We start from the raw sequence: 21,453 nt of genomic DNA, 5'->3' as shown, positions 1-21,453 counted from the left end.
GACGGATGTGCTTATACTTTTCCGTCATTCCCAGCCTTGCAATGAGCGAAGCGAATGGAGAGTGTCGGGAATCCATGCCGGAGCATGGGCAAATCTCTCGACGGTTCCAGATTGCGCCATCGGCAGATCGGACTTGCCAACCTTCCTGCAGACGGTGAATAAGGCTGCGCCCCGCCAGCAGGAACCGGATATGGCCTATGTGATCTACGCCGCTGCCGCGCTTGCCGAGATTGCCGGCTGCTTCGCCTTCTGGGCCTGGTGGCGGCTCGGCAAATCGGTGCTGTGGCTGGCGCCGGGCATGGTCTCGCTCATCCTGTTCGCCTGGCTTCTGGCGCAGGTGGACAGCGCCGCGGCCGGGCGCACCTATGCGGCCTATGGTGGCATCTATATCGCGGCATCGCTGGGCTGGCTGTGGCTCGCCGAAGGCCTGCGGCCCGACAAGTGGGACATCACGGGCGCGCTCATCTGCCTTGCCGGCGCCTCGCTCATCCTGCTCGGCCCGCGCGGGGCCTGACGGTGCAACTGCCCCCGCCCCTGCGAACGGCCGTCGATGCGCTGCTGGAGCAGACGCCTGTTTCCGCCCTGAAACAGGCCGCACGGACGCTTTCCGGGCGCTACCGGGCGGAAGTGCGCGACGGGCGCCTGCACATGAGCGAAGAGCTTGCGGTGAAGGCCTATCTCGCCACCCGCCTGCCCGCCACCTATGCGGCCGTGCGTGCCAGCCTCGAGGCGCTGGCCGAGACGAGGCCGGACTGGTCGCCCCGAACCCTGCTCGACGTGGGAGCCGGCCCGGGCACCGTCCTGTGGGCGGCGGCCGATGCGTGGCCCGAGCTTGCGGAAGCCACCCTCGTGGAAGCCAGCGAGCCGGCGCGCCGTGCCGGACAGCATCTGGCCGCGCAGCTTTCCCTGCCAAGCCACTGGAAAGACGGCGACGCGACCCGGGACCTTGCCGGCCTTGCGCCGGCCGATCTCGTCACCTGCGCGTATGTGCTGGACGAACTGGAGCCGGCAGCGCTTTCCGCGCTGGTCGATCGACTATGGGCATTGGCCGCCGATACGCTCCTCTTCGTCGAGCCCGGCACGCCGGCCGGCTGGCGGCGCATCCTTGCCTGCCGCGCCCGACTGATCGAAGCCGGCGCGCATGTGATGGCGCCCTGCCCCCATGCCGCGCCCTGCCCGCTCGTCGAGCCGGACTGGTGCCATTTCTCGCGCCGTGTCGCCCGCTCGCGTCTGCATCGTCTCGCCAAGGACGCCGATGTGCCGTGGGAGGACGAGAAATTCGCCTATCTTGCCGTTTCGCGTCACCCGGTTCCCCAGTCCGCCATGCGCGTACTTGCCCCGCCAAGGGCCGGGTCCGGCAAGGTCGAGCTGAAGCTGTGCCGGCCCGATGGCAGCGCCGGCACGCGGCTGTTCACCAAGCGCGACGGCGAGGTTTTCAAGCAAGCGAAACGCGCCGGCTGGGGCGATCCGCTGTCCCAATAGTCGCCGATGTTCTTGATATGTTCGATGGCTGGTGCTAGAGTTCGGCCTTCGTTTTCGAGTCAACCCGGTCCTGCCAGAAATCGACCGCCTGCCGGCATCCTTCTGTGGATGGAGCGCATTGGCTGTGGATCATGGGCGTAGGAGGTAGATTGTCGGAGATGGGGCGACTCAGGCAACCCTTCGTCTGCTAACCACAGGCTCCTGAAATCCGAGGGAATCATGGCAGAGGCAGCACGCAAACTGGCGACGGCGGAAACGCCGCTCTACCGCGAGGCACCGAACAACATCGAGGCCGAGCAGGCGCTGCTGGGCGCCATGCTCGTCAACAACGATTCCTTCTACCGGGTCTCCGACTTCCTCAAGGCCAACCATTTCTACGAGCCCCTGCACCGCAAGATCTTCGAGGTCGCGGCGGAACTCATCCGCATGGGCAAGATGGCCAACCCGGTGACGATGAAGACCTTCCTGCCCGCCGACGAGAAGGTGGGCGACATGACGGTCGTTCAGTACCTTGCCCGGCTGGCGGCGGAGGCGGTCACCGTCATCAATGCCGCCGACTATGGCCGCGCCATCTACGACCTCGCCACGCGCCGGGCGCTGATCACGGTCGGCGAGGACATGGTCAACATCGCCTATGACGCGCCGGTGGACATGTCGCCGGCCGAGCAGATCGAGGACGCCGAGCGGCGGCTGTTCGAGCTGGCCGAGACCGGCCGCTACGACGGCGGCTTCGAGAGCTTCTCCGACGCCATCAAGACCGCCGTCGACATGGCCAACGCCGCCTATATGCGCGACGGCGGCCTTTCCGGCATCGCCACCGGGCTGCGCGACCTCGACAAGCGCATGGGCGGCCTGCAGGCATCGGACCTGATCGTGCTGGCGGGGCGTCCCGGCATGGGCAAGACCTCGCTCGCCACCAACATCGCCTTCAACATCGCCGAGGCCTACCAGCCGGCCCAGCAGGCGGACGGCTCGTTCAAGGCCGCAAACGGCGGCGTGGTCGGCTTCTTCTCGCTCGAAATGTCGTCCGAGCAGCTCGCCACCCGTATCATTTCCGAGCAGACGGAAATCTCCTCCTCCAAGATCCGGCGCGGCGAGATTTCGGAGATGGACTTCGAGAAGCTGGTGGCCTGCTCGCAGACCATGCAGAAGATACCGCTGTTCATCGACCAGACCGGCGGCATCTCCATCGCCCAGCTCGCGGCGCGCGCACGGCGGCTGAAGCGCCAGCGCGGCCTCGACGTCATCGTCATCGACTATATCCAGCTCATGCAGGGCTCTTCCGCCAAGGCCAGCCAGGGCCGCGTGCAGGAGGTGACCGAGATCACCACCGGCCTCAAGGCGCTGGCCAAGGAACTCGGCGTGCCGATCATCGCGCTGTCCCAGCTCTCGCGTCAGGTGGAAAGCCGCGACGACAAGCGCCCGCAGCTTTCGGACCTGCGCGAATCGGGCTCCATCGAGCAGGACGCCGACGTGGTGCTGTTCGTCTATCGCGAGGAATATTACCTCAAGAACAAGGAGCCCAAGCTCGGCACCGAGGACCACATCAAGTGGGAAAACGAGATGAACGAGGCGCGCGGCAAGGCCGAGGTGATCGTCGCCAAGCAGCGCCACGGACCCACGGGCACGGTGCAGCTCGGCTTCCAGGGCGAGTTCACGCGCTTCTTCGACCTGGCCGAGGACAGCCACCTGCCGGAAAGGTTCGAGTAAGGCTTTTGCTTTTCCCGCAAACTACCCCTCTCTGGCCTGCCGGCCATCTCCCCCACAAGCGGGGAGAGACGCTGTCGCCATGGCTTTCGCCAATCTCCATGGCTGCGAAGGAGAGCGGGAGGCTGAAGCTGCCGGTCTCCCCCCTTGTGGGGGAGATGGCCGGCAGGCCAGAGAGGGGTATGCTGGCGCGGCACTTCCGCACCTCCCCATCATCTCCCGCGTGCCGCCATGGCTAAAGCGCCGCGCACCCAGTTCATCTGCCAGAATTGCGGGGCCGTGCATCAGCGCTGGGCCGGCAAATGCAATTCCTGCGGCGAGTGGAACACGCTGATCGAGGAAGGCACGGCCGGCGGCATCGGTGCCGGCCCCGCATCGCTGCGCAGCGTGCGCAAGGGCCGCGCCGTCGCGCTCACCTCGCTGGACGGCGACATCGAGGACGCGCCGCGCATCATCTCCGGCATCGGCGAACTCGACCGCGCCACCGGCGGCGGGTTCGTTCGCGGTTCCGCCCTGCTGGTCGGCGGCGATCCCGGCATCGGCAAGTCCACGCTGCTGACGCAGGCCGCCGCCGCGCTTGCGAGACAGGGCCACCGCATCGTCTACGTCTCGGGCGAAGAGGCGGTGGCGCAGATCAGGCTGCGCGCGCAGCGGCTGGGCGTGGCGCATACGCCCGTCGAACTCGCCGCTGAAACAAATGTCGAGGACATCCTCGCCACCGTCGCCGACGGCAAGCGGCCGGACCTCGTCATCCTCGATTCGATCCAGACATTGTGGACGGACCTTGCCGATTCCGCGCCCGGCACGGTCACGCAGGTGCGCGCCTCGGCCCAGGCGCTGATCCGCTATGCCAAGTCCACGGGCGCGGCCGTGGTCATGGTCGGCCACGTCACCAAGGAAGGCCAGATCGCCGGCCCGCGCGTGGTCGAGCACATGGTCGACGGCGTGCTCTATTTCGAGGGCGAAGGCGGCCACCATTACCGCATACTGCGCACGGTGAAGAACCGTTTCGGGCCGACCGACGAGATCGGCGTGTTCGAGATGTCCGACAAGGGTTTGCGGGAAGTCGCGAACCCCTCCGAACTGTTCCTCGGGGAACGCCACGCCAAGTCGCCGGGTGCTGCCGTGTTCGCCGGCATGGAAGGCACGCGGCCGGTTCTGGTCGAGATACAGGCGCTCGTCGCCCCCTCCCCGCTCGGTACGCCGCGCCGCGCCGTGGTCGGCTGGGACAATGCCCGTCTTTCGATGGTTCTGGCCGTTCTGGAGGCGCATTGCGGCGTCCGCTTTTCGCAGCATGACGTCTATCTCAACGTCGCCGGCGGCTATCGCATTTCGGAGCCGGCGGCCGACCTTGCCGTCGCAGCCGCCCTGGTTTCCTCCCTCACCGGTCTTGCCCTGCCGGCCGATTGCGTCTATTTCGGCGAAATCAGCCTTTCGGGCGCCATCAGGCCGGTTGCGCATGCGCAGCAGCGCCTGAAGGAGGCCGAAAAGCTGGGGTTTGCGAGAGCGGTTCTGCCGCTGGCAGGGTCCAGAGGCGGTGAGGAAGTTTCCGGCGGGATGGGGGCCGGGTCTTTCCGGCCCGCCGAGCTTGCCGACCTTGTGGCACGCATAGCCGGCTCGCGCCGCAGCCGTGCCCCGGACGACGAATGATGCGGCTCATGAAGTGGGGCGAAGACCATGCCGATTACGCTGCTTGACGGAATCCTCGTCGGCTTCACCCTCGTATCCGCGATGCTCGCCATGGTGCGCGGCTTCTCGCGCGAGGTGCTGTCCATCGCCTCCTGGGCTGCCTCGGCGGCAGCGGCCTATTTCTTCTACAAGCCGGTCCTGCCCTATGTGCAGCCCTATATCGAGAACGAAAAGATCGCCATGGCGGCGGCGGCGGCCATCGTGTTCGTCATCGCGCTGATCGTGGTCACGGTCATCACCATGAAGATCGCGGATTTCATCATCGATTCCCGCATCGGCGCGCTCGATCGCACGCTGGGCTTCCTCTACGGCGCGGCCCGCGGCATCCTCGTGGTGGCCGTCGGCTTGCTGTTCTTCAACTGGCTGGCCGGGGATCGGGCACCGGCATGGGTGGCCGACGCCAAGTCGCGGCCGCTGCTGGAATCGGTCGGCGCAAAGCTCGAAAGCCTGCTGCCCGAAGACCCGGAGAACGCCATATTGAAGCGCCTCAACCGCGACGGCCAGGTGCCCGAAGGGGGGGCCGGAGCGCCGCCCGCACCGGAAGCGCCCGTTGCGCCGGAAGCCGGCCAGGACGATGGCGCAGGCGCGCCGCCCGCCGAAGACGCCAACTAACCACGTGATCCGGAAACTGCGACGAACTTCTGCGTTGCCCCGGACCGGCCGAGGTTCTATATACCAGCTTTAGCGGAGCTTGAGCTTATGGCGAATGAACTTGGCGCGCTCGCGGCTGAAGCCGACGATAAGTTGCATGAAGAATGCGGCGTGTTCGGCATTCTCGGCCATGAGGACGCCGCCGCGCTGACCGCGCTCGGCTTGCACGCCCTCCAGCATCGCGGACAGGAAGCGGCGGGCATCGTTTCCTACCACGACCGGCGCTTTCACTCCGAGCGGCATATGGGCCTCGTCGGCGACCATTTCACCGACGCCGCCACGCTGCACCGGCTGCCCGGCAACCGCGCCATCGGCCATGTGCGCTATTCCACCACGGGCGAGACGATCCTGCGCAACGTGCAGCCGCTGTTCGCGGAACTGGAAGTGGGTGGCATCGCCATCGCCCACAACGGCAATTTCACCAACGGCATCACGCTGCGCAAACAGTTGATCGCCTCGGGCGCCATCTTTCAGGCGACTTCCGACACCGAAGTCGTGCTGCACATGATCGCGCGTTCGCGCCACTCCTCCTCCTCCGACCGCTTCGTGGACGCCATCCGGCAGGTCGAAGGCGGCTACGCCATGCTGGCCCTGACGCGCACCAAGCTCATTGCCGCGCGCGATCCGATCGGCATCCGCCCGCTGGTGATGGGCGAACTCGACGGAAAGCCGATCTTCTGCTCGGAGACCTGCGCGCTCGACATCATCGGCGCGAAATATATCCGCGACGTGGAAAACGGCGAAATCGTCATCTGCGAGATCCAGAAGGACGGTTCCATCACCACCCAGGCGATCAAGCCGGAAAAGCCCCAGCCCGAGCGGCTGTGCCTGTTCGAATATGTCTATTTCGCGCGGCCGGATTCGGTGGTCGGCGGCCGCAGCGTCTATGTGGCGCGCAAGAACATGGGCATGAACCTGGCCGGGGAAGCGCCGGTCGAAGCCGACGTGGTGGTGCCGGTTCCGGACGGCGGCACGCCGGCGGCGCTCGGCTTCGCGCAGGCGAGCGGCATTCCTTTCGAATACGGCATCATCCGCAACCATTATGTCGGCCGTACCTTCATCGAGCCGACGCAGCAGATTCGCGCGCTCGGCGTGAAGCTGAAACATTCGGCCAACCGGGCGATGATCGAGGGCAAGCGTGTGGTGCTGGTGGACGATTCCATCGTGCGCGGCACGACCTCGGTCAAGATCGTGCAGATGATCCGCGACGCCGGCGCGACGGAAGTGCATCTGCGCGTGGCAAGCCCGATGATCTACCACCCGGATTTCTACGGCATCGACACGCCGCACGCCGACAAGCTGCTCGCCAACCAGCATAAGGACCTCGACTCCATGTGCCGCTATATCGGCGCGGATTCGCTGGCGTTCATTTCCATCGATGGACTTTACAAGGCGGTCGGCGGCGAGCCTCGCGACCCGCAAGCTCCCGCTTTCACCGATCATTATTTCACGGGCGAGTACCCGACCCGCCTCGTCGATCAGGATGGCGAGAGCAATGTGCATACGCTGTCGCTGCTGGCCAGCAACGGCTGACCGCTTGCGGACATTTCGGGGCGGACATTTCGGGGCAGGCAATTAGAGGACAGGCATGAGCATCGACCTTACCGGCCGGACGGCCGTGGTCACCGGCGCTTCGCGCGGCATCGGCTATTTCATCGCGAGGGACCTGGCCGCGGCGGGGGCGCATGTCGTCGCCGTGGCGCGCACGGTGGGCGGACTCGAGGAACTCGACGACGAGATCAAGGCCGAGAAAGCGCGCACCGGCAAGGGCGAAGCCACGCTGGTGCCGCTCGACCTGGCCGACATGGAGGGCATCGACCGGCTCGGCGGCGCCATCCATGAGCGCTGGGGCAAGCTCGACATACTGGTCGCCAATGCCGGCGTGCTCGGCGTCATCGCCCCGCTCGGCCATGTCGAGGCCAAGGTGTTCGAGAAGGTGATGGCCATCAACGTCACCTCCACATGGCGGCTGATCCGTTCGGTCGATCCGCTGCTGCGCCAGTCGGACGCGGGACGTGCCATCGTGCTGTCCTCGGGTGCGGCGCATTCGGCCCGCGCCTTCTGGGGACCTTACGCCGCGTCCAAGGCCGCCGTGGAGGCCATGGTGCGGTCATGGGCGGACGAGACGCGCAACTATCCGCTGCGCGTCAACGCGGTGGACCCCGGCGCGACCCGCACCGCCATGCGCGCGCTGGCCGTGCCCGGAGAGGACCCGAACACGCTGCCGCACCCTTCCGAGATCGCCGCCCGCATCGTGGGCCTGGCCAGCCCGGACCTGACCCGCACCGGCGAGATCTATCAGGCCAAGCACGATCGCTGGGTGTCCTACCGGATGCCTGAATAGCCCGTTTCCCCACACGAAGTCGTGACTGGCCGACCCTGTGGCGGCCTCATATCGTTTTCCGGCACCAATCCCGTCATCAAGCCGGAGGACACCTTCATGCGTAAATTCCTGATTGTGGCCGCCCTGACGCTCGCCGCCGGCGGCACGGCGCTGGCCCAGGACAATTCGATGAGCTTCTTCGTCACCAGCCAGGGCTCCGGCAAGGGCGCCGACCTGGGCGGCCTCGACGGAGCCGACGCGCATTGCGCCGCGCTCGCCGAAGCGGCCGGCGTCAGCGGCAAGACGTGGCGCGCCTATCTCTCGTCGGCCGACACGGATGCACGCGACCGCATCGGCGCAGGCCCATGGGTCAACGCCAAGGGCGAGAAGATCGCCGACGATGTCGCCTCCCTGCATGGCGACAGCAACAACATCACCAAGCAGACGGCGCTGAACGAGAAGGGCGAGATCATCAACGGTCGCGGCGACAGCCCCAACCGCCATGACATCCTTACCGGCTCCAATCCGGACGGCACCAGGGCCGAGGGCAAGACCTGCGGCGACTGGACGATGAGCGGGGCCGAAGGCGAGGCCATCGTCGGCCACTCCGACCGCATGGGGCTCGACGACTCGGATGCGGCGAAGTCGTGGAACTCCTCGCATGCCTCGCGCGGCGGCTGCAGCCAGGAAGCCTTGCAGGGAACCGGCGGTGACGGCCTGTTCTACTGCTTCGCGGCCAACTGAGCAGAAACCTCACCACGGGGCATGGCGGCCGCAGGCAAGGACTTCAGCCCCGCCCCCACTTTCGAAAGCCGGCGCCAGGGCCGGCTTTTTTCTTTCCCGGCCGCTTTATTCTCTTCGTGGAAACCCGACAAGCGCTGTTGACGGACACGGGCGTTCGGTTAACTTCCGGGCGTAATCGGCGCGAACCTTTGCTGAAACAAGCGGGAGCAAACCGCATGGTCCTGACCCTCGCGCTACTGGCCGCCATAGCCCTTGTCTGGTGCCTGACCGCCATAGTCGAGAAAATCCGGCACGGATTGAGCACGGCGCAAGCGGTGCTGTATGCGCCGTTCAAGCTTGCCTATCGCATCTCGGATGCCCGAATCGGCATCGCGCGGGGTGCGCAGGCGCCCGTCATCTATGTCGTCAGCCATCAGTCGCGCCTCGATCCGGCATTGACGCTCTCGCTGCTGCCGGACGACACCTTGCATATTCTGGACCCGGTTTCGGCGAAATCGGTATGGCTGGAGCCGTGGCGGGAGCTGGCCCGCACCATCGCCTTCAACGCCGAGCATGTCTTCGTCTCGCGCCGGCTGGTGCGGGTGCTGAAAGGACGCGGGCGGCTGGCCGTCTACATTCCCGAAGCGGTCGAACCGGACATCCGCTCCTTCAGGCTCTATCGGGCCGTGATCCGCATTGCCATGCAGGCGGATGCCCGCATCGTGCCGATCTTCATCGGCGGCGCACAGGCCCTGCCCTTCCAGATAGACGGCAAGGCACCGGCGCCGCGCCGCTGGTTCCCGCGATTGTCGGTCTCGGTTCTGGAGCCGATGACGGCTCCGGAACTGGTCGCGCGCAACGGCAGCCCGGCCGCCAGCAACGCCAATGCGCTGTTCGACCGCATGGCCGAGGCGCGCCTCGCCACGACCGAGCCCGACCTCACCCTGTTCCAGGCCGTCCGCGACGCAGCCGAGCTTTTCGGGCCCGGCCGTGTCGTGGTGGAGGACGCCACGGGAAGCCGGCTGAGCTACCGCACCTTGCTTGCCGGTGCGCGCATCCTCGGCACCCGCTTTGCAAAGCTCGCCAAGCCTGGCGAGGCCGTCGGCGTGATGCTGCCCAACACCAGCGGGGCCGTGCTCTCCCTGCTCGGGCTTGCCTCGGCCGGACAGGTGGCGGCGCTGGTCAACTACACATCCGGCCCGGCCAACGTCACCGCAGCCTTGCGCACAGCGGCAATCCACACCGTGATCTCGTCACGCGTCTTCGTGGAGAAGGCAGGGCTTGCAGACGTCGTGCAGGCCGTGGAGGCCGCAGGCGCGAAGCTTCTGTGGCTGGAGGACCTGCAAGCCGGCATCAGCGGGCTGGACAAGGCGGCCGCCGCGCTGTTGTGGCGATACCCCCTGCATCGGCAGAAGGCAGAAAAGCCGGCCGTCATCCTGTTCACCTCGGGTTCGGAGGGGGCACCGAAGGCGGCGGTGCTGTCGCATCGCAACCTGATCGCCAACGCCATGCAGGCCGAGGCGCGCGTCACCATCACCACCAGCGACATCGCGCTCAACGTGCTGCCGATGTTCCACTCCTTCGGCCTCACCGCCGGCACCATCCTGCCGCTGGTCACCGGCATGCGGCTGTTCCTCTACCCGTCGCCCCTGCACTACAAGCTCATTCCCGAAGTCGCCCGACGCCTCAAGCCGACGGTGATGTTCGGCACCGACACCTTCCTGGCGCAATATGCCCGCACCGCCTCCGACGGCGATTTTTCCAGCCTGCGCTTCGTTGTTGCGGGCGCCGAAGCAGTGAAGCCGGAAACGCGCCGGGTCTGGCGCGAGCGCTTCCACACCGCCATCATCGAGGGCTACGGGCTTACCGAGGCGGCGCCGGTGGCGGCGGTCAACACCGCCATCCATAACCGCGAGGGCACCGTGGGCCGGCTGCTGCCCGGCATGCGCATGCGCATCGAGCCTGTCGAGGGCGTCGCCGAGGGCGGGCGGCTGTTTCTCTCCGGCCCCAATGTCATGCTGGGCTACATGACGGCCGAGCGGCCCGGCGAGCTTCAGCCGCTGGCCGATGGCTGGCAGGACACGGGCGACATCGTGAAGGTCGACCGCGAGGGCTTCATCACCATCACCGGACGCGCGGCCCGCTTCGCCAAGATCGCCGGCGAGATGGTTTCGCTGGGCGCGATCGAGATGCTGGTGCAATCGCTGTGGCCGGAGGAGCGGCATGCCGTCGTCGCCGTTCCCGACCGCCGGCGCGGCGAACGCATCGTGCTCGTCACCACGGCGACGCAGGCCGATGCGACAAGCCTGCGCAGGCTTGGCAAGCAGGCCGGCATAGCCGAGCTTGCGGTGCCGGGCGATATCGTCAAGGTCGCGGAAATCCCGGTGCTCGGCTCCGGCAAGACCGACTATGTGGCGACCCGCGATCTCGCCGTCGAGCGCCTGAACGCCGGCAGCGCTGCCTGATCAGTCCCCGGGCCTTGCGTCCACATCCGGCGGCAGTTGGGCCTCGCCCTCGCGCTTGGCGCGGCGCGAATAGGCCAGCACGGAGAGCGGCAGGAAGATCAGATAGGCCACGACCGAAGCGGTAAGCGTGTACCAGGGGTAGCTCACCAGCAGCAGGAAGAAGAGCACGATGGCCAGGATGACCAGCAGCATGCGGTCGCCCGGTATCTTGAGGCTCTTGCCCGAATAGACCGGCAGGCGGCTGACCAGCAGGAAGGCCACCACCACGGTGAAGCCGGTGGCGAGGAAGGCGCCGTAGCGCGTCGGCTCGACGCCGATGAAGGACAGATAAAGCGGCAGCATCACCACCGCCGCCCCGGCCGGGGCCGGCACGCCGACGAAATACTCGGCCTGCCATGCCGGCCTGTCGTGGACTTCCTCGAGCACGTTGAAACGGGCCAGCCGCATGCCGCAGGCAATGGTAAACAAAAGCGCCGCGATCCAGCCGGGAGACCCGGCCCGGTCGAGCAGGAAAGCATAGAGCACGAGGGCGGGCGCGACACCGAAATTGACGATATCGGCGATGGAATCCATCTGGGCGCCGAATTTGGAGGTCGCCTTGAGCAGGCGCGCCACGCGTCCGTCGAGCCCGTCGAGGAAGGCGGCGATCAACACCATCACCACCGCCGTCTCGAAACGCCCCTCGAAGGCGAAGCGGATGCCCGACAGGCCGGCGCAGATGGCCAGCACCGTCAGCAGGTTCGGGAAAACCATGCGCAGCGGGATTTCGCGAATGCGAGGCCCCCCGGAACCGTGCGCCTCGAACTTCTTGAAGGACGGGTTCATCGGGCCGGACTTCTAGGAGACGCGGACCACGGGCGCGCTCGCCCGTCCGCCGAACTCTGCCAGCACCGTCTCGCCGCCCACCGCCGTCTGGCCGATCGCCACACGCGGCACCGCGCCTTCCGGCAGGTAGACATCGACGCGCGAGCCGAAGCGGATCAGGCCGAAGCGCTCGCCGGCGGCGATATCGGAGCCGGTCTCGGCCCAGCACAGGATGCGGCGGGCCACCAGTCCGGCGATCTGCACCGCCGCGATGGTGCCGTGCGGGCTGTCGATGACCACGCCGTTGCGCTCGTTCTCGCTGCTCGCCTTGTCCAGTTCGGCATTGAGGAACTGGCCCGGGCGATGCTCGATACGGGTGATGCGGCCACGCACCGGAGAGCGGTTCACGTGGCAGGAAAAGACGTTCATGAACACCGAGATGCGGGTCATCTCGGCGCCGCCGAAGCCCAGTTCCTGCGGCGGCACGGCCGGACCCACGGCGGTGACCACGCCATCGGCGGGGCTGATCACCAGGCTGTCGTCAACCGGCGTGACGCGTTCGGGATCGCGGAAGAAATAGATGCACCAGGCGGTGAGGATCGCGCCCACCCACAGCAGGAAGCTGGAGAAGTAGCCGACCGCCAGCGTCACCACCGCGAAGATGGCGATGAAGGGATAGCCCTCGCGATGGATCGGCACGAACGCCTTCCTGATCGTGTCGATGAGTTGCATCGTTGCTGGACGGGCTCCGTTTTCAGTGGGTGCCTCTCTAGCGGAAACCCACCCGAGCCGCAATGCAACAATGCGTCAGCGTCCCGGATGAGCCGACGCGGAACGCACCGTCAAATGACCTCCGGCGTGCGCTGCCGCACGACAACGCCCATCTCGTCCGTCTCGCGGGCGATGCGCAGCCGCTCCTCGGCCTCGGTCGCCTCGCGCTGGCGATCCCACATCGAGGCATAGAGGCCACCCCTGCGCAACAGGGCCGAATGCGTGCCGCGCTCCTCGATCCGGCCGTCCTTCAGCACGATGATCTCGTCGGCGGTGATGACGGTGGAAAGCCGGTGGGCGATGACGATGGTGGTACGGTCGCGGCTGACCAGATCGAGCGCCGACTGGATTTCCTGCTCGGTATGGCTGTCGAGCGCCGAGGTCGCCTCGTCGAGAATGAGGATCGGCGGGGCCTTCAGGATGGTGCGGGCAATCGCCACGCGCTGCTTCTCGCCGCCGGAGAGCTTCAGGCCGCGCTCGCCGACCATGGTCTTGTAGCCGTCCGGCAGACCCTCGATGAAGGGGCCGATCTGGGCCAACTCGGCGGCGCGGCGCACTTCCTCCTCGGAAGCATCGATGCGGCCATAGCGAATGTTGTAGGCGATGGTGTCGTTGAACAGAACCGTGTCCTGCGGCACCATGCCGATGGCCGCGCGCAGGCTTTCCTGAGAGACGTCGCGCACATCCTGCCCGTCGATCAGGATCGCGCCGGACTGCACGTCATAGAAGCGGAACAGCAGGCGCGAGATGGTGGACTTGCCGGCGCCGGAAGGGCCGACGATGGCCACCGTCTTGCCGGCCGGCACCTCGAAGCTGACCCCTTTCAGGATCTGGCGGTTCGGCTCGTAGGAAAACTGGACGTCGCGGAACTCGACCTTGCCGGACCCCACCGCCAGCGGCACGGCATCCGGCCGGTCGACCACTTCCGCCTGCACATCCAGCAGGTCGAACATCTGCTCGATATCGGTCAGCCCCTGCCTTATCTCGCGGTAGATGAAGCCGATGAAGTTGAGCGGCACGGAAAGCTGCATCAGCATGGCGTTGACGAAGACGAAATCGCCCACCGTCTGGGTACCGGCCTGCACCTCCAGCGCCGACATGGCCATGACCACCGTCATGCCGATGCCGAAGATCACGCCCTGGCCGAAGTTCAGCCAGCCGAGCGAGGTCCAGATGCGGGTGGCGGCGGCTTCGTAGCGCGCCATCGAGCGGTCGAAGCGCTCGGCCTCCATCCTCTCATTGCCGAAATATTTCACCGTCTCGAAGTTGAGCAGCGAATCGATCGCCTTGGTGTTGGCGTCGGTGTCGCTGTCGTTCATGTCGCGGCGGATGTCGATGCGCCAGTCGCTCGCCTTTACCGTGAACCAGGTGTAGAGCCACACGGTGATCGCCACCACGGCCACATATTTCCAGCCATAGGCGACCGCGAAGATGATCGCCGTCAGGGCGAACTCCAGCACGGTCGGCACACTGTTCAGCACCGTGAAGCGCACGATGGTCTCGATGCCCTTGGTGCCACGCTCGATGATGCGCGACAGGCCGCCGGTGCGCCGCTCCAGATGGAAGCGCAGCGACAGGCGGTGCATGTGCACGAAGGTGCGATAGGCGAGCTGGCGCACGGCGTACTGGCCGACGCGGGCGAACAGCGCGTCGCGCAACTGGTTGAAGCCGACCTGAATGACGCGGATGACGTTATAGGCGACCACCAGCATGACGGGCGCGGCAAGAACCGCCGGCAATGGCGGCGGGGTATGCGCATCGCCGGCCAGCGCATCGGTCGCCCATTTGAAGAAATAGGGAACGGCAATCAGCGTCAGCTTGGCCGCGACCAGAAGCACCGTCGCCCAAACGACGCGGGCCTTGAGATCGGCGCGGTCCGACGGCCACATATAGGGCCACAGGTTGACCAGCGTGTTGAAGGTGGAGCCGGAATCGGCAGAAACGGTTTTTTCAGTCACAAATTCAATGCCTTGTAAAAGACGGCTGCAATGCTTCGCAAGGAGTCTCGGTTCAGCAATCGGTACAGGAGGAGGCGAAACAGGCCAGTTCCGCCGCCACTGCCTTGAGCGCGGGACGGTCTATGGCGTATCGGGAGCGCTGGCCATCGGCCTCGAAACGCACGAGCCCGGCCGAGACCAGTATCTTGAGATGCTGGGAAACCGTCGATTGCGCCAGGTCGAGGCGTCCCACCACATCGCCGCAGCAGCAGGAGTTCGCCCCGGCAAGATGGCGCAGGATCTCGATGCGAGCCGGATGCGAAAGCGCGGCCAGACGCGCGGCAAGCTCGGCGTCGGCCAGCCTTTCGCGGTTGTCCTTGCAGTGCGGGGAAGATTTCATCGTATATCGACGATAAACGATGACAACGGTTCACGCAACCGCCCAAGGAAAGAAAGCGATGCCATGACACCGCTTTCGTGGAAGGCCTGGCCTAGATGTCGGGCTATTGCGGCGGCACGGTGATGCGGTCGCCCATCGCACCGAAATCGGCCTCTTCGCCCTGCTCCGACTTTTCAGGCACCTTGAACACCTGTCCCGGCCAGATGCGGTCCGGATCGCTGATCTGCTCCTGATTGGCCAGGTAGATGGTCGAATAGCGCACGCCCTGGCCATAGACACGGCGGGAGATGTGCCACAGCGTATCGCCACGGCGGATGATGACGGAGCCGTCCGCATGTTCGAGCTTGGGCGCCACGGTGGTGGCCGGCTGACCCGGCTCCGCCTCCGTACCGCCCGCGGCGGGCGAACCGGAAGGCGCGACCGCCGCGACCGTTTCGCCCGGCTCGCGCTGGAAGGGCACCGTCGCGCGCGCCACGACCTTGTCGCCATCCGCCACATCGAGGCCATCGACGCGGATGGTGTATTCGCCGACCGGGAGATCGCGACTGGCCTCGACGAGGAAATGGCCGTCCGGCGAAGTCAGGGCTTCGCCAAGCAGGATTTCATTGGCATAGGCGCGCACCTTGCGGCCGGCATCGGCCCGGCCGGCGACGAACACCTTGCCGCCATCGATCTCGACAGCCTCGACCACGACAGCCGGGCCGCCGGCAATATCCGCAGCCGGCGCCTTCTCATCCGCTGTCGGGGTTTCGGCGGCAGATTCGCCCGATTGCGGCGCGGCCGTGTTCGCAGCGCCCTCTGCGGCCGGCGGCGTAAGGGGCTTCGGCACGGTCAGCAATTGCGCGGCCTTGCCCGGCTCCTCGACCATGGCCAGCACCTGCCCGTCCGGCTTCTCGGGAACCGACACGACAGCGGTCTGCGTGGACATGGCCACATTGCTGTCCGGCTCGGTGGCGCGCAGCACGATCTGATGGTCGCCGGCGTCCAGCGGGTCGTCGAGCACGATGGCGAAGGCGCCATCCGCCCCGGCGACAGCCTTGCCGAGCACTGTCGACCCGTCGACAAGCTCGATCGTCGAGCCGGGAGCGGCCTTGCCGGCCACGACCGTGGAGCCGTCGCCCTCAACGCGCAGCAGGTCGAAGGTCGGAACCGTCACGCCCTCGGGCGCGGGCTGCGTGGCGGATGCCTCGTCGGTGCCTGCGCCGGAAGACGTCTGCGCGCCCGTATCGGCCTGGGCGGGTTCGTTGCCGGCGGCCGGTTCCGCCTGTGAACCGGCAGCGGGCGCCGACGTCTCGCCACCTGCCGGAGCAATTGCGGCCTGCGGCTGGGTGACCTCGGCGGGCGCCCGGCCAAGATAGGGATCGAGGGCACCTGAAAGATAGCCGACGAAACCCGCGACGACGACAGCCGCAGCGGCAAACAGAAATGCCTTCAACCCGTTGCTCTTCATTGCCCTGCCTGCCCCTCACTGCCCCAGCGTGACGAATTTCCGCGAAAATGTCATCACGCATTATCTCATTGTTGGAACATGATCTTTTCCGGACAGCGGATTCCGTTTCCGAGCACCATGTTCCCGCGCGATCTATCCTGTTTTATGGCAACGGACAAGAAAAACACCGGAGCAGGCTTGACCACCGCCGCAACCGCTAGCACCAATCCGATATGAACACGATTCGATCCGTCTGCGTCTATTGCGGTTCTTCCCCGGGCCACGACAAGACCTATGTCGAGGCCGGGCGCACGCTCGGCCGCGCGCTTGCCCATTCGGGCCTGCGGCTCGTCTATGGCGGCGGCACGAAAGGCATCATGGGAGCCGTTTCCGAAGGCGCCATGCGCGCCGGCGGCAAGGTGCTCGGCATCATCCCGCGCTTCCTGATGAACAAGGAAGCGACCGAAAGCGGGCTGGACCGGCTGGACGAGGTCGTCATCACCGACAACATGCATGAGCGCAAGCAGCGCATGTTCGAGGAATCCGACGCCTTCGTCGCCCTGCCCGGCGGCATCGGCACGGTGGAGGAAATCGTCGAGATGATGACCTGGGCGCAGCTCGGCCATCACCGCAAGCCGATGGTGTTCGCCAATATCGGCGGTTTCTGGAATCCGATGCTGACCCTGCTGGACCACATGCGGGGCGAGGGTTTCATCCATACGGCCCACCAGGTGCAGCCGCTGGTGGTGGACGAGGTGGGGTCGATCGTGCCCGCCATCCTGTCCGCCGCCTCGGCGACGGGCACGCCAACGGAGGGCGTTCCCTCCATCATCGAGAAGATGTAGGGCTCTAAAACGCTTCAAGCTGTTGCTTTAAGCGTGTCGCTATCCCGAAACCGGTTCCCACTTTCGGGCGACATGCCTTATTTTCCGCGCAGGGTCGACCAGGTGTAGATCGCCAGCGCGGTCCAGATGAGCCCGAAGGCCACGAGTTGAGCCGTCCCGAAAGGCTCGTTGAACACGAACACGGCAATCAGGAACACCATGGTCGGCGCGATGTATTGCATCAGGCCGAGCGTGGAGAGCCGCAACGCCTTGGCGCCGAAGGCGAACATAAGCAGCGGCACCGCCGTGACCGGCCCGCAGCCGAGCAGCACCGCCGTGTCGAACCCGGTGCCGGACACCAGATGGTCCGTGCCGTTGGCGATCAGCCAGACGATGTAGGCACCCGCCGGGACAGCCAGGATCATGACTTCCAGCAGGAAGCCCTGGCTCGGGCCGATGGGCAGGGTCTTGCGGAAGAAGCCGTAGGCGGCGAAGGTGATGGCCAGAGCCAGCGACACCCAAGGCAGCGTGCCGTTCTCATAGGTCAGAATGGCGACGGCTATGGCCGCCAGGGCTACCGCCGCGGTCTGGACACGGTTCAGCCGCTCACCCAGCAGCAGGGCGCCGATCATGACGTTGACCAGCGGGTTGATGTAATAGCCGAGCGCCGTCTCGATGGTGCGGTCGACGGCGATCGCCCACACATACAGGCTCCAGTTCATGGTGATGATGCAGGCCGTCAGCCCGGCCATCGCCAGCATGCGCGGCGAACGCAGCGCCGCCTTGAAATCCGCCGTGCGCCCCAGCCAGACCAGCACTATGGCGGCAAGCGGCACCGACCACAGGATACGATTGGCGATCACTTCCATCAGCGGCAGGTGGGCGACCAGCTTCATGTAGAGCGGCAGTATGCCCCACAGCAGATAGGCGCCGAATCCCAACGCGAAACCCCGCCGAACCGCAGCCTCGGTTTCTCCCGGCTTGTCGATCACACCTGTCGTCATCTCGCCCATATGGACCGGCCCGACGCGGAGAACCATTTCAAACTTCTCATGGTTCAATCGTCTTTCGTTGATGGATCAACCGCAACGGGTGCCGGTGAGGGCCGGGCGTCACCTATTCGGCAGCGACCTGTCCCGCCAGCTCGCGGTTCTTCATCAGCTTGAAGACGATGGAATCCATCAGCGCCTGGAACGATGCGTCGATGACGTTGTCGGAGACGCCGACCGTCCACCAGCGGGCGCCGCTGGCGTCCTGCGATTCGATCAGCACGCGGGTGATGGCCTCGGTGCCGCCGTTCAGGATACGCACCTTGTAATCGACCAGCTCCAGATCCTCGATCTCGCTCTGGTAGCGGCCGAGATCCTTGCGCAGCGCGATGTCGAGCGCGTTGACCGGTCCATGGCCCTCGGCCACCGACATGCGCGTCTCGCCTTCCACCACCACCTTGACGATGGCTTCCGAGACGGTCTTGATCTGGCCATTGGCGTCAAAGCGGCGCTCGACCATGCAGCGGAAGCTTTCGACGCTGAAGAAATCCGGCACGGTGCCCAGCGTGCGGCGGGCCAGAAGCTCGAAGCTGGCGTCCGCCCCTTCATAGGCATAGCCTTCGGCCTCGCGCTCCTTGACCATGGCAACGAGCGTGTCCAGTCGCGGATCGTCGCGCGAGACCTCGATGCCGCGCCGCTTCAGTTCGACAAGGAAGTTGGCCTTGCCGCCCTGGTCCGAAACCATGACCTTGCGGCGGTTGCCGACGCTTTCGGGCTCGACATGCTCGTAGGTGCTGGGCTCCTTGGCCAGCGCCGAGGCATGGATGCCGGCCTTGGTGGCGAAAGCGGACGCGCCGACATAGGGCGCCTGCGCATTGGGCGCGCGGTTCAGCAACTCGTCGAAGCCGCGCGACAGGTGCGCGATGGTGGCCAGCCGCTCCGGCGCGATGCCCGTCTCGAAGCGATCCGCATAGGTCTTCTTCAGGGCAAGCGTCGGGATCAGGGTGACGAGGTTGGCGTTGCCGCAGCGCTCGCCGATGCCGTTCAGCGTGCCCTGGATCTGGCGGGCGCCCGCCTCCACCGCCGCCAGCGAGTTGGCCACGGCCTGCCCTGTGTCGTCATGGGCGTGGATGCCGAGATGGCTGCCGGGAATGCCGGCCGCGATCGCCTTGCGCACGATCTCGCGAATCTCGGCCGGCTGGGTGCCGCCATTGGTGTCGCACAGCACCACCCAGCGCGCGCCGGCCTCATAGGCGGTGCGGGCGCAGGCCAGCGTGTAGTCCGCATTGGCCTTGAAACCGTCGAAGAAATGCTCGCAATCGACCATCGCCTCCTTGCCGGCGGCGATGGCCGCCTCGACGGACGCGCGGATGGCATCGAGGTTTTCTTCGTCGGTGCAGCCCAGCGCCACACGCACCTGATATTGCGAGCTTTTGGCGACATAGCACACGACATCCGAGCGCGACTGAAGAAGCAGCGCCAGGCCGGGATCGTTCGAGGCCGAGACGCCAACGCGCTTGGTCATGCCGAAGGCGGCGAAGCGCGAGCGCTGGGTGCGCTTCTCGGAAAAGAACGCCGTGTCGGTGGGGTTGGCGCCCGGATAGCCGCCTTCCACATAATCGACGCCGAACTCGTCCAGCATGCGGGCAATGGCGATCTTGTCCTCGACCGAGAAATCGATGCCGGGCGTCTGCTGGCCATCCCGCAGCGTCGTGTCGTAGAGATAGATGCGCTCTTTCATTGCCTTGTCCATTGCCTGCTTCCGGCCCTGAAGAACCGGAAGTTGGTAAGAAATTCCGGTGTCAGGCCTTGCCTGCATACTGGTCGGTGGCGCGGATCAGCCGGTCGAGGATACCGGGTTCGGAATAGGCGTGCCCCGCCCCCTCGATCAGGTGGAACTCGGCCTTCGGCCATGCCTTGTGCAGCGCCCAGGCATAGTGCGCCGGGCACGGCATGTCGTAGCGGCCATGGACGATGGTGCCGGGAATGTCCTTCAGCCGGCCGGCATCGCGCAGCAACTGGCCTTCCTCCAGCCAGCCGGCATGGACGAAGTAATGGTTCTCGATGCGGGCGAAGGCGATCGCATAGTCGTCCGCGCCGAACGGATCGCTGGTTTCGGGCTCGGGAAGCAGCGTGATCGTCTCGCCTTCCCAGATGCTCCACGCCCTGGCGGCCTCGATCCGGGCCTTGCGGTCATCGCCCACCAGCCGCTTGCGGTAGGCGGCGATCATGTCGCCGCGCTCCTCTGGCGGGATGGGAGCCACGAAGCGCTCCCACTTGTCGGGGAACATCTGCGAGACGCCGAACTGGTAGTACCATTCCAACTCGGCACGGGTGAGCGTGTAGATGCCGCGCACCACCAGTTCGCTGACCCGCTCGGGATGCGTCTCGGCATAGGCAAGCGCCAGCGTCGAGCCCCACGAACCGCCGAACACCAGCCACTTTTCGAAGCCGCACATTTCGCGCAGGCGCTCGATGTCGGCGACCAGATGCCATGTGTTGTTGGCCTCCAGAGACGCGTTCGGCGTGGATTTGCCGCAGCCGCGCTGGTCGAACAGGATGACGTCGTAAAGCGCCGGATCGAACAGGCGCCGGTGCCTGGGCGAGATGGTGCCGCCCGGCCCGCCATGCAGGAACACGGCCGGCTTGGCGCCCTTCGTGCCGACCCGCTCCCAATAGATCGTGTGGCCGTCGCCGACATCGAGCATGCCGCTCTCGAACGGTTCGATCTCCGGGTACAGGCCGCGCTGTTCGGCATTCATTGTGTGCGGCCCTCCGGTGGCCAGGTGTCGGTATCGTGGTCGGGGTGCTGGTAGGAAACGAGTTGCGACAGAAAGGCCACCGCTTCCTCGTCCCCCATGGTGTCCTTGCCCGGAAGGGTGTGGATGGCGTCGACATAGGGCAGCTTGCCCTCGATGCCCCACTGGAAGACGGGAGCGATTTCGGCCGGGCTGTCGAAGGCGCCGATGGCAAGGGCGACGCCGTCCGGAGCCTCATAGGTGAGCGGCGTGCCGCATTCGGCGCAGAAACCGCGCTGGACCAGGTTGGAGGACTGGAAGGTCTGGCGCTCACCACGCGTCCATTCGAGCTTTGCATCGCGCACCGACACAAGCGGCGCATAGAAGGCGCCGAACGCCTTCTGGCACATGCGGCAATGGCACACCGAGGCATGCCCCAGAGCGCCCTCGACACGGAACCGCACCGCACCGCACTGGCAGCCGCCGGAATAGACCGGCCTGTTGTCGAGGCTCATGGCGCT

Annotated in this window: 19 protein-coding genes; 10 read left to right on the top strand and 9 right to left on the bottom strand. The window is 66.1% G+C overall.

The features are described from left to right. The first annotated feature begins 190 nt into the window (after positions 1 to 190). From ACVCNR_RS15845 to ACVCNR_RS15805, 9 genes are all read left to right on the top strand, one after another. On the top strand, positions 191 to 514 hold the full coding sequence (locus tag ACVCNR_RS15845) for a YnfA family protein (RefSeq protein ID WP_447075442.1): 324 nt from the start codon (positions 191 to 193) through the stop codon (positions 512 to 514). A gap of 2 nt (positions 515 to 516) precedes the next feature. Beyond that, complete coding sequence (locus ACVCNR_RS15840; protein ID WP_447075441.1) at positions 517 to 1,482, top strand: small ribosomal subunit Rsm22 family protein; 966 nt, start codon at positions 517 to 519, stop codon at positions 1,480 to 1,482. A gap of 219 nt (positions 1,483 to 1,701) precedes the next feature. After that, positions 1,702 to 3,192 (top strand): replicative DNA helicase, encoded by a 1,491-nt coding sequence (locus tag ACVCNR_RS15835; protein WP_354192738.1) that lies wholly within the window; start codon positions 1,702 to 1,704, stop codon positions 3,190 to 3,192. Between the two features lie 228 nt (positions 3,193 to 3,420). Beyond that, a complete protein-coding gene (radA, locus tag ACVCNR_RS15830) occupies positions 3,421 to 4,839 on the top strand; it encodes a DNA repair protein RadA (protein ID WP_447075440.1) in 1,419 nt (472 codons plus the stop codon). A 27-nt stretch (positions 4,840 to 4,866) separates the two neighbouring features. Beyond that, positions 4,867 to 5,490: a CvpA family protein gene (locus tag ACVCNR_RS15825; RefSeq protein ID WP_354192740.1), complete on the top strand. Its 624-nt coding sequence runs from the start codon at positions 4,867 to 4,869 to the stop codon at positions 5,488 to 5,490. Between the two features lie 87 nt (positions 5,491 to 5,577). Beyond that, positions 5,578 to 7,062, top strand: coding sequence for an amidophosphoribosyltransferase (gene purF, locus ACVCNR_RS15820; RefSeq protein WP_354192742.1), 1,485 nt, complete (start codon positions 5,578 to 5,580; stop codon positions 7,060 to 7,062). Positions 7,063 to 7,117: 55 nt separating this feature from the next. Continuing rightward, positions 7,118 to 7,873: an SDR family NAD(P)-dependent oxidoreductase gene (locus ACVCNR_RS15815; protein WP_354192743.1), complete on the top strand. Its 756-nt coding sequence runs from the start codon at positions 7,118 to 7,120 to the stop codon at positions 7,871 to 7,873. A 96-nt stretch (positions 7,874 to 7,969) separates the two neighbouring features. After that, positions 7,970 to 8,596 carry a hypothetical protein gene (locus ACVCNR_RS15810; protein ID WP_354192744.1) on the top strand — a complete coding sequence of 209 codons (627 nt, stop codon included), beginning with the start codon at positions 7,970 to 7,972 and terminating at the stop codon, positions 8,594 to 8,596. A 215-nt stretch (positions 8,597 to 8,811) separates the two neighbouring features. Then, positions 8,812 to 11,040, top strand: a complete 2,229-nt coding sequence (locus ACVCNR_RS15805; protein ID WP_447075439.1) for an AMP-binding protein — start codon at positions 8,812 to 8,814, stop codon at positions 11,038 to 11,040. On the opposite strand, the gene pssA is transcribed toward ACVCNR_RS15805, so the two are convergent. The 5 genes from pssA to ACVCNR_RS15780 all read right to left on the bottom strand — a co-directional run bounded on the left by pssA (position 11,041) and on the right by ACVCNR_RS15780 (position 16,402). Beyond that, positions 11,041 to 11,865, bottom strand: coding sequence for a CDP-diacylglycerol--serine O-phosphatidyltransferase (gene pssA, locus ACVCNR_RS15800; RefSeq protein ID WP_354192746.1), 825 nt, complete (start codon positions 11,863 to 11,865; stop codon positions 11,041 to 11,043). A 12-nt stretch (positions 11,866 to 11,877) separates the two neighbouring features. After that, on the bottom strand, positions 11,878 to 12,639 hold the full coding sequence (locus ACVCNR_RS15795) for a phosphatidylserine decarboxylase (RefSeq protein WP_354192747.1): 762 nt from the start codon (positions 12,637 to 12,639) through the stop codon (positions 11,878 to 11,880). 47 nt (positions 12,640 to 12,686) lie between these two features. Beyond that, the gene (locus ACVCNR_RS15790) at positions 12,687 to 14,573 is read right to left on the bottom strand and encodes an ABCB family ABC transporter ATP-binding protein/permease (RefSeq protein WP_354192748.1); all 1,887 of its coding nucleotides are present in this window, start codon (positions 14,571 to 14,573) and stop codon (positions 12,687 to 12,689) included. A gap of 52 nt (positions 14,574 to 14,625) precedes the next feature. Next, on the bottom strand, positions 14,626 to 14,952 hold the full coding sequence (locus ACVCNR_RS15785; RefSeq protein WP_354192749.1) for an ArsR/SmtB family transcription factor: 327 nt from the start codon (positions 14,950 to 14,952) through the stop codon (positions 14,626 to 14,628). Between the two features lie 103 nt (positions 14,953 to 15,055). Then, positions 15,056 to 16,402, bottom strand: coding sequence for an Ig-like domain-containing protein (locus ACVCNR_RS15780; protein WP_447075438.1), 1,347 nt, complete (start codon positions 16,400 to 16,402; stop codon positions 15,056 to 15,058). A 212-nt stretch (positions 16,403 to 16,614) separates the two neighbouring features. On the opposite strand from ACVCNR_RS15780, the gene ACVCNR_RS15775 reads away from it, so the two are divergent. Further along, positions 16,615 to 17,226 carry an LOG family protein gene (locus ACVCNR_RS15775; protein ID WP_354192752.1) on the top strand — a complete coding sequence of 204 codons (612 nt, stop codon included), beginning with the start codon at positions 16,615 to 16,617 and terminating at the stop codon, positions 17,224 to 17,226. Between the two features lie 77 nt (positions 17,227 to 17,303). On the opposite strand, the gene rarD is transcribed toward ACVCNR_RS15775, so the two are convergent. The 4 genes from rarD to ACVCNR_RS15755 form a co-directional block, all read right to left on the bottom strand. Then, a complete protein-coding gene (rarD, locus tag ACVCNR_RS15770; protein WP_447075714.1) occupies positions 17,304 to 18,209 on the bottom strand; it encodes an EamA family transporter RarD in 906 nt (301 codons plus the stop codon). 112 nt (positions 18,210 to 18,321) lie between these two features. Continuing rightward, on the bottom strand, positions 18,322 to 19,947 hold the full coding sequence (cimA, locus tag ACVCNR_RS15765; RefSeq protein WP_447075437.1) for a citramalate synthase: 1,626 nt from the start codon (positions 19,945 to 19,947) through the stop codon (positions 18,322 to 18,324). Between the two features lie 49 nt (positions 19,948 to 19,996). Then, complete coding sequence (pip, locus tag ACVCNR_RS15760) at positions 19,997 to 20,956, bottom strand: prolyl aminopeptidase (RefSeq protein ID WP_447075436.1); 960 nt, start codon at positions 20,954 to 20,956, stop codon at positions 19,997 to 19,999. After that, positions 20,953 to 21,447 (bottom strand): GFA family protein, encoded by a 495-nt coding sequence (locus ACVCNR_RS15755; protein ID WP_447075435.1) that lies wholly within the window; start codon positions 21,445 to 21,447, stop codon positions 20,953 to 20,955. Before ACVCNR_RS15755 ends, pip begins: the two co-directional genes overlap by 4 nt. Positions 21,448 to 21,453 lie beyond the last annotated feature (6 nt).

The organism is Aquamicrobium terrae, assembly GCF_052978165.1.
Note: the sequence above shows the minus strand (reverse complement) of the source record. Positions and strands in the feature narration are given on the sequence as shown.